Annotated in this window: 7 protein-coding genes; 5 read left to right on the plus strand and 2 right to left on the minus strand. The window is 40.4% G+C overall.

Annotated elements, in window-relative coordinates; all coding sequences use genetic code 11:
* Window positions 1-117 precede the first annotated feature (117 nt).
* Window positions 118-1,446 (minus strand): serine hydrolase, encoded by a 1,329-nt coding sequence (locus tag DBR11_RS28095; protein WP_108555849.1) that lies wholly within the window; start codon window positions 1,444-1,446, stop codon window positions 118-120.
* A gap of 27 nt (window positions 1,447-1,473) precedes the next feature.
* Window positions 1,474-1,908, minus strand: coding sequence for a DUF1810 domain-containing protein (locus DBR11_RS28100; RefSeq protein ID WP_108555850.1), 435 nt, complete (start codon window positions 1,906-1,908; stop codon window positions 1,474-1,476).
* A 110-nt stretch (window positions 1,909-2,018) separates the two neighbouring features.
* On the opposite strand from DBR11_RS28100, the gene DBR11_RS28105 reads away from it, so the two are divergent.
* The 5 genes from DBR11_RS28105 to DBR11_RS28125 all read left to right on the plus strand — a co-directional run bounded on the left by DBR11_RS28105 (window position 2,019) and on the right by DBR11_RS28125 (window position 9,409).
* The gene (locus DBR11_RS28105; protein ID WP_108555851.1) at window positions 2,019-2,621 is read left to right on the plus strand and encodes a trans-aconitate 2-methyltransferase; all 603 of its coding nucleotides are present in this window, start codon (window positions 2,019-2,021) and stop codon (window positions 2,619-2,621) included.
* A 75-nt stretch (window positions 2,622-2,696) separates the two neighbouring features.
* Complete coding sequence (locus tag DBR11_RS28110; protein ID WP_108555852.1) at window positions 2,697-3,284, plus strand: RNA polymerase sigma factor; 588 nt, start codon at window positions 2,697-2,699, stop codon at window positions 3,282-3,284.
* A 70-nt stretch (window positions 3,285-3,354) separates the two neighbouring features.
* Window positions 3,355-4,317, plus strand: a complete 963-nt coding sequence (locus DBR11_RS28115) for a FecR family protein (RefSeq protein WP_108555853.1) — start codon at window positions 3,355-3,357, stop codon at window positions 4,315-4,317.
* A 182-nt stretch (window positions 4,318-4,499) separates the two neighbouring features.
* Window positions 4,500-7,748 (plus strand): SusC/RagA family TonB-linked outer membrane protein, encoded by a 3,249-nt coding sequence (locus tag DBR11_RS28120; protein WP_108555854.1) that lies wholly within the window; start codon window positions 4,500-4,502, stop codon window positions 7,746-7,748.
* 35 nt (window positions 7,749-7,783) lie between these two features.
* The gene (locus DBR11_RS28125; RefSeq protein ID WP_199233990.1) at window positions 7,784-9,409 is read left to right on the plus strand and encodes a RagB/SusD family nutrient uptake outer membrane protein; all 1,626 of its coding nucleotides are present in this window, start codon (window positions 7,784-7,786) and stop codon (window positions 9,407-9,409) included.
* The last annotated feature ends 142 nt before the right edge of the window (window positions 9,410-9,551 follow it).

Here is a 9,551-nt window from a genome sequence, read left to right on the forward strand (position 1 = left end):
GGATTGACCCTGGCAAAAGAGTGAAAATCTGGTAAATATATTTATCGATTGTACAATGAAAAGGCTATTCTTCTTAATAAAGAATAGCCTTTTCATTGTTAGTCGTCGATTGAGGTACTATTCTCTCATAAAGAGTGTCGTTTTCCCACTTTGTTTAAGGATCATTTCTTTTTTTTCAGTATTAAACTCAATTAAAATATCATCAGCATCAAATTTGAATTTATCTTTTGTTAATGTTTCCAGCGGGAACTCAGGCTGCCCGGTAGCCTGTGCCATAAGTACAGTACCTTGTTTAGTGAACGTTATCTTCAGAGGCATCTGCTTAGATGCATAAATGCCAAGATGAGCATCTAGATCTTCACTTTTAATCTCGATCGGTTTTAAGTCGGGGATGTTAAACGGCCGATGATAAAAAATGCTTAAAACAGCAATACTAATGTCATTAACAGGATAATTTGCACCGTTTATACTGGATGAAAAGGAAACATCGTCATCAAATCTGAAGGTCACACTGTGGCTTCCATAAGTGTCGCCACCATGTCCAATACCAATTTTCCCATAAAAAGGCACTTTTGTCAATCCCATTCCAAATTCATCCTGATCTTTAAATAATCTCATCTGATTGTAGCTTTCTGGTTTAACAAGTTTTCCCGCTACCAATGCATTGATAAAAGTAAGCATATCTGCAGGCGTTGACAGCATATCGCCCACGCCAATTATATTCGGAAAATAAATATCCTTGATCTTATTCCACGAAATAGTACGTTGATAAGGCCGGGCTTCCGCTTTTTCTGATTCGTTGGCTTTAGAAGAAAATGTATGTTGTAATCCTATTTTATTTGAAATGCGATTTTTAATCAGTTTGCTGTAAGGCTGACCAGTTATGTCCTCCAAAATATAACTCAACAATAAGTAACCTGAATTGCAGTACAATTGCTTGGCCCCAGGTTCAAAATGTACTTTCTTTCCTGTAATGGTCTGTAATAATTCTGTTTTAGTATGTGGGTTGGTAATCCAGGCCTTATTGTCTGTATCATTTACATAATCCATTAACCCACTGGTATGGTTGAGCAAGTTTCCAATGGTGATCTTGGCGGCATTTGGCATTTGCGGGAAATATTTATACAGCTTTGTATCCAGAGACAATTTGCCCTCTTCAATAAGCTGAAAGATCAGTGTTGCAGTAAACATTTTGGTCATTGAGCCAATCCTGTAGAGGGTATTAGATGTGGCCAGAATCTTATTGTTGTCTTCCAATGAACTGTACCCCATCGATCTTTGATAAATAATTTTACCCTTTTGGGATATGGCAAAGCTCCCCATGCAACGATTATTCGCAGCGAGCGCATTAAAAAAACTGTCTAATTTTGCTGTATTGATTTCCTGGGCCTGGACGCCAGCAAAAAGAAGAAAAACAGCAAACAGAGAAGCGGTAATTTTTTTCATAATTGAGAACAACTTAGACAGAAAGATCTAACCATGCTTGTGAAGGTTTAGGATTTTAATCGTAATATGATCTTTCAACCCACCAAAAAACTTCTTCAATACCTTTTCAAATACAGGGTCTGTACCTGGAACAGCTGCAAATAAAGTCATGCAGGATTTTAGCTTTAGATCGTCCGGACTGCCAAATATCTGATGAGCACTATCATTTTTAAGGTCCAGAAGGGTGTTACACATCAAAATCAACCTTGCACCCAATACACGATGCTCAAGATATTCCTGAGCCTCTGCTAAATCCTCTATAGCATATAGCTTTGAAGTTTCGGTAAATCCCAATCCCTGAATTTGTGGAAAGATAAACCACATCCAGTGACTTTGTTTTTTGCCATTTTGTATCTCTGTTAGCGCCGTTTGGAAAACTGGTTTTTGCGCATTAATAAATCTCTCCAGGTTGTGCTGCTTCATCTCATTATCTTCAAGGAACGTGAATATATTGAATTAAATATCAAATCAGTAGTTGCTGGGCAGTTTAATTTTCACAGTGGGGCATATAGCAGAAATTTCTAGCTTTGAATATGGAAAATAAGAAGAATAAGGTTTTCGAAAGCTACAATATCATTGCCGACTGGTTTGCCGAAAACCGTTACCAGGGGTTGATGGAAAAAGCCTATCTCGATAAAATCATAGAGATTTTAGGCAAGGGTTCCAGCATACTGGATCTGGGCTGCGGAACTGGAATGCCCATGATGGGGTACCTTTTAAGCCAGGGAATGCAGGTTGCCGGAGTGGATGCCAGCCATCGTATGTTGGAGATTGCAAAAAATAACCTTCCTTTTACCGATTTTCAGCTAGCCGATATGCGGGAACTTTCACTCGGTAAGAAATTTGATGCCATCATAGCCTGGCATAGCTTTTTCCATCTTCCTTCAGATGACCAGCCCGCCATGTTCGATGTTTTTAAAGAGCACCTTAACCCTGGAGGTATCTTAATGTTCACCTCAGGTAAAGAACTGGGAGAAGCCTGGGGAATGAACGGAGGAGAAAACCTCTTTCATGCCTCATTAGATAAAGCGCTGTATAAATCACTTCTGGAAATGCATGGCTTCCAGGTTTTAGAATACAAAGAAGATGATCCGGATTGCGGAAATGCCACCATATGGATGGTACAATTGCATTAGAAATTAGATTTTGCTAAAATCTAAAAATATATACCTTTGAGACAAATAAAGACTTCTAAAATTTAGATTCCACTAATGGATATAGATGCAGATTTATTGGCCGGTTTAAAACTTGATCAGCAGGGTTCCTTTGAAAACCTGTTTAACAGGCATTGGGAAGATCTGTATAAAAAAGCGTACCGAAGACTGCAAGATCAGTCTGAAGCAGAAGATATGGTTCAGGATATTTTCGCAACCATTTGGAGCCGTCGCCATAGCATTGAGATCCATACTTCTTTTCAGGCCTATCTTCAAGGCGCGCTGAAATATAAGATCATGAAATGGGTGGAACGTAAAAATCTTCATGAGAGAGTTTCTGCACATCTTTTGTCCAGAATGGAAGAAATGGAGAGCAGTATTTTGGAAATGATTGCTGCTGCCGATGTAAAGAAGAGTTTGGATGAAGCAATTCAGACCTTTCCGGAAAATATGCGTAAAATATTTATGCTCCGTACCGAGAACTATTCAGTCCGTGAAATAGCCGAAGCATTGGGACTGGCAGAACAGACGGTTAAAAATAACAATGCAGAGGCACTGCGACGTCTAAAAGCCATGCTTTCCACCAAACATCCCGATCTTAATCAATCCTTTTTCATTGTCTTGTCGGCGATAATACTAAGTTAACAATTAAATAACCTTTTCTTGAAGTACTTTTTCTCTGCTGAAGGCACTATGTAGTTGTAAAAGACTAATAGTGGAAGATTCATATTTTAAAAGACTTATAAAAAAATACAATAATGATACTGCTAATGCAGCAGAAAGATTTGTTGTAGACCTATGGTACGATTCCTTTGACCGTGATCCTGAAGGTAAGCTCCCTGGTGTATCCAGCAAGGAGGAGAAGGAATCTACAAGACTTCGTATCCTTAACCGGATAGACTGGCAAAAAACCAAATTACCCTGGTATCGAAGCACCTGGATCCAGATCGCTGCCATAGGCCTTCTGGTTTCGGGAGTAGCAGTGCCTTTTTTTATACAAAATACTTCTCGCCAAACTCTTCAGGCAAAACGATTGGCGCCGGTAATCTACAGTACAGGTCAGAAAGAGATTAAAAGAATCCTTCTAACAGACAGTACTGTAATCTGGCTAAATGCGAATTCCAGCATCAGCATAGCGGAGAATTTTGGAAAGACTGAGCGTAAACTCTTTTTGAAAGGGGAGGCCAATTTCGAAGTACACAGAGATACCCTAAGGCCATTCATTGTCGACACCAGGAAAATCAAGGTAAAAGTACTTGGTACTGCATTTAACGTTCGGGCCTATCAGCAATTGAATGAGATCAAAGTCCGTGTAAGCCGGGGAAAGGTAAAGGTTAACGATGAAATAAGAGAATTGGCCCTGTTGACCAAAGGAAAAGGTTTGATATACAATAGAGTGACCGGGGATACCAAAGTTGAAGATGTAATTCCAACGAATACCAGTACCTGGATAGATGGGAAGGTTGTACTTGTAAAAGCCAGTTTCCAGGAGCTTGCTCAGGATATGCTCAATATGTATGGCTTAAAACTCAGTACCACTGATAAACAGGTGAGGTCTTTCAGATATAATGTTACACTCCACGCTAATCAGTCTCAACAGAAAGTATTAAAACTCTTAATGACCATGTTAAACAAAAATTATAAACAGGAGGGCGAGCATGAGATAATTATATATTAAAAAACATACCCGTCGAACCACAGAGGACTCGACGGGCGATTTTGTGCTGGTGGTATCTAGTTTGGACGCTGTATAACCACCGGCATTAGTAATAAACTAATCACTAACTATTCAAATCTATGAAACCGTGGCTTGTAATCAAAGACCAATGAGCTCATATTTTGAATAAAAACCAACTATAAATGAAACAAAAAATACTGCTATTGCAGAAATTTATGCGTATTACAATTATCATCAGTTTGATTACTGTTGCGGCTTCCCAATTTTTATGGGCAGGAATATCCAGAGGACAGCTACTTCAGCGACATCTGGATGTATCTTATGAAAAAATAAGTTTATATGATCTGATCAGTGAGGTGCAGAAGAAAAGCAAGGTGGATTTTGCTTTTACAGACAATTTGAACCTGGAGAAAATTATGGTCAGCAATGCCAGCTTCAGGAACAGCACTTTAGAATCTGTATTGAATGCAGTCTTAACACCAAACAAAATCAGTTTTAAAGAAAAAGGAGGTACGATCATTCTTTCCAGAATGCAGGTGCCTGGTCGGATTAGAGGTAAAATTATAGATGAAAGTGGAAAACCTTTGGTGGGTGCAGGTATCAAAGTCCTTGAGCTTAAACGTACGGTAAGTGCAGATGCAGACGGGAATTTTGTGATGGATGTACCCCCGGGAACCTACACGGTAGAAGTCAGTTATATTTCCTTTAGTCTGCAGCGAAGAACGGATGTTGTGGTAGCAGAAGGTAAATCAGTAGTTCTGGATTTTACACTCAAAGATGAATTGAGCAAGCTTGATGAAGTTGTGGTGGTGGGATATGGAACACAGAAACGTAAAGAAATCACTTCTGCAATTACTTCCATTAAAGCAGAAGACTTTAATAAAGGCGCAGCAAGATCACCTATGGATTTGATTCAGGGCAAGGTTCCTGGTTTAAATATTACCAGGACCCAGGGAAATAATCCAAATTCAAGCCCTTCTATCCAGTTACGTGGTGTAACATCTATTACCGGAACGAGAACACCTCTGATTGTAATAGACGGAATTCCAGGCGGAAATTTAGATCTGTTGCAGCAGGATGATATTGAATCCATAGATGTACTTAGAGATGGGTCTGCAGCAGCCATTTATGGTACCAGAGGTAATGCTGGTGTGATATTGATCACTACAAAAAAAGGCAAATCAGGAGAACCCAGATTTGATTACAACAACTATTTCCAGAAGGATTTTGTAGATAAGAAACCAGATTTTCTATCAGCAGATCAATGGAGAGCGAAAATTGCTTCAGGGGATATAAAGCCGCAACAGGATCTGGGGGCATCTACAGATATGTATAATGAGTTGATCAATAAAGATAACCTGAGTCAATACCACAATTTTGCGGCATACGGTGGAGGAAATAAGACCAATTACAGGGCTTCCGGCTACATGAATGATTTTCAGGGTATTGCAAAATCAAACCGGAGAGAGCAGTGGGGAGGCCGTTTAAATATCAATCAGAAAGGACTTCAGGACAAATTCACCTTGCAGGTAAATATGGTGACTAATTTTAACAAGGCGAACTTACTTGGTGGCGGAAGTGGTGATTTTGAACAGGCAGTGATTTGGAACCCTACCTCACCCATTATGAATCCGAACGGAACCTTTAACAACCCTAATGATGGGTACAACCCACTTTCAAGGCTGGCCAACCGCATCAGTGAACGTGATCAGCAAACCTTTTCCGGTGATGCAAGAGGTACCTTAGACCTGCTCAGCGAACTCTCTTTCTCCGTGTTTGGATCTTATCAGCGCAACAACTACAACGATAGATATTTCCGTTCTATCAATGACTGGGACCAACGTCCTAATTCAATTTACCGGGGAATGGCTTACGGAAGCAAGGAAAATGTACTCAACTGGACTAAAACTTTCGAACCTACTTTAAATTTTAAGAAGACATTTCATACAGATCACAGTGTGAGTGCGGTTCTTGGATATAGCTACCAATATTCTACAACAGAGCGTTTCAATGTGAGTAATAATGGCTTAACCACCGATGCTTTTCTAGACTGGAACCTGGGTGCTGGTGGCGCAATTGGCAACACAGCCTTACCAAGGCCGGGAATTGGCAGTTTTAAGGAAGACGATACTTTGATCGCCTTTTTTGGAAGAGCAAACTATACTTACCAGGGAAAATATTTTGCCCAGTTCATATTAAGAAGAGAAGGTTCTTCAAGATTTGGAGCCAATAATAAATATGGAAGCTTCCCTGCGGTATCTGCAGGCTGGATGTTAAGTGAAGAAGCATTTATGAAAAATATCCCTGTTATCAACAGCTTGAAATTAAGAGCTGGTTATGGGGTAACAGGAAATGCTGGAATTAATAATTATCAGTCTCTGATTACATTGGGGACAGGCGGTTTGTATCCTCAGGGAACCGAATATTACCAGACCTATGGTGCAGGAAGGAACCCGAACCCCGACCTTCGCTGGGAGCGCAAGGCAGAATGGAACTTTGGTCTGGATTATGCCATATTGAACAATAGAATTACAGGATCTATTGATGTATATAACCGCAAGACAAAAGATTTACTGTTGAACTATGTGGCACAGCAGCCAAGCTATGTGAGGGGAGATATTTATACAAATGTTGGAGCCATTCAAAATCATGGTATAGAGTTGCTGATCAGTGCAGTCGCTGTAAAAAACAACAATTTCCAATGGAATATTGATCTAACTGCAAATTCACAGTTCAATAAGCTGTCTTATCTCACCAATGATGTCTTTAAAGCAACATCTTTATTCTATTCTGATATACCAAATCCAGGAGCTATGGGGCCAGCCATCAGAATTGATGAGGGAGGAGCGATTGGTAATTTTTATGGAAAACGTTTTGCCGGGTTTACAGATGCAGGCGCCTGGTTGTTTTATAAAAAAGATGGTTCAGTTGCTGAGGCATCACAGATGACAGAGGAAGATAAAACCATTATTGGAAATGGTGTTCCTAAATATGGCTTGAGTCTAAACCAGACCTTTAAGTATAAGAACTTTGATTTAACGGTATTTTTAAGAGGGAAATTCGGCTTTGATATCCTGAATCTTCAGGACATTTTTTATGGTAACAAGAGCTATTTGCCAAATAACGTCTTCAACAGCGCTTTTGGTAAAAACAATCAGCTAAAAGCAGCTCCTCAATATTCTGATTATTACCTGGAAAAAGGTGATTTTGTAAAGCTGGATAATGTAACCTTAGGGTACAATTTTAAGCTGGAGAGTAAATACATCCGAAATGTCAGGGTTTTTATTTCGGGCCGGAACCTGATCACGATGACGGGTTATAGTGGTCTGGATCCTGAACTGCAGGATACCGGTTTTGATACCGGTGTAGATTCAAGAGGTTTCTATCCAAGAACAAGGTCCTGGACGGCGGGCTTAAGCGTAGGTTTTTAAGGAATTTAATAGCTAATCATTACAAAATACGAAGAATGAAATCATATATACGTAAGGCTATAGGCCTGTTGAGTTTAACAGTTGGAATAGGTACCCTAAATTCCTGCACTAAACTAGACGAAAAGTTGTACAGCGAGCTGTATAAAGAAAATTTTTATAAAAACAGAACAGAAGTTCTTCAGAGCGCGCTTCGACCCATGACACATTTGCAGTCCTGGATTGCCCCGATTCGTGGAGATGGTTATTATTATCACGCAGAGATGTCTGCAGATCAGCTGGCCTGGCCCCAGAAAGGCCGTCACGCCTATGATAACGGAGATCATATCCGTCAACATTATCACTCCTGGACAATAAATGAAGGCCGTTTAAACAATGCCTGGGTGGGTATGTGGACTGGCCTGGGTTATACCAACGCAGCGATTGAAGACCTGGAGAAACTAGATGCTACAGCGGTTGGAATGACAGCTGCTGAACTAAAAGTAATTATTGCGGAATTACATGTTTTAAGGGGATTTCACTATCTGAAATTAGTAGATATGTGGGGTAATATTCCAATAGCTACCAAAGTTGGGCTACCTAAAAACCCGGCCACAGCATCGCGCAAAGAGGTTTTTGACTTTATCAAAACAGAACTGGAAACCTATGTTCCGCAGCTGGCACCTTACTCGGAAGCCTTGATTGGACGCATAGGACAAACCGGAGGCTATGCCATGCTTGCAGAACTGTACCTGAATGCCGAGAAATGGGCTGGAACACCTATGTGGGATCAGTGTATTGCTGCCTGTGATAAAATATTGAGCGGTACAGCAGGAGGGCTAGGAGGAGCTCCCAAATTGGCAAGTAATTTAACCACAACTTTTTCCAATACGAACAGAACGGCATCTGAAGCCTTGTTTCAATTTGCTTATAGCCGTAAAGGCGGCTTTGAATGGCAATGGATTGTACTTCACGGCTTTTCTTATATGAACGATGTCCTTGATGTATCCTACGAGGGAAATAATGCTTATGTCGTTACACCACCTGCATTTAATGCCTACGCAGAAAATGATTTGCGTAAAAAAGAGTGGTTCTTATTTGGTCCACAATATAAATACGGAACAACAACTCCGGTTTTGGGCTCTGAAGAATACAGTGGAAAACCATTTATTCTGGTCAATTCCATCAGAAGGGAAAGTGAGGGCGATCTGACCACGGCAGGTGGTATGACAAAAGGAGAAGAGAACAGTGGGGCAAGGTTTAATAAATATAAATCCGGCCGGATCAGCGATGCAAATTATAAAGAGAACCAATTTATGATCTATCGCCTTACCGAGATTTACTTCGACAAAGCAGAGGCCATCATGCGTAAAAATGGAGGTGTAGCAACACAAGAGGCTGTAGGCCTGATCAATGAAAGCCGCAAGCGTGCGTTTACCGCGCAGGATTGGGAAGCTGCAAAATATACCACAACAAGTTTGACTATGGATGAACTACTTGCCGAAAAAGGAAGAGAGTTTATTTTTGAAGGGAAGCGCCGTACCGACATTATTCGTTTCGGCCGTTTTACCAAAGGTTCATGGTGGGATCATACCCCAACAAATGACACCCGGAGAGAAATTTATCCAATTCCTTTCCGCCAGATGGCGAATAACGTTAACTTGGTTCAAAATCCAGGATATTAAATGTTGTCAATCAGGGGCTGTTGCAGCCCCTGATGTTTTATTTTAAATATGAATATTAGAAAAATGATGCGTATGAAGTTAATGATGCCTTGTTTGCTGCTGATCTTATCGAGTTGGTTTGGGGGAACAGTATTTGCCCAGC

The sequence above is a fragment of the Pedobacter sp. HMWF019 genome (assembly GCF_003061025.1).
Taxonomy (GTDB): Bacteria; Bacteroidota; Bacteroidia; order Sphingobacteriales; family Sphingobacteriaceae; genus Pedobacter.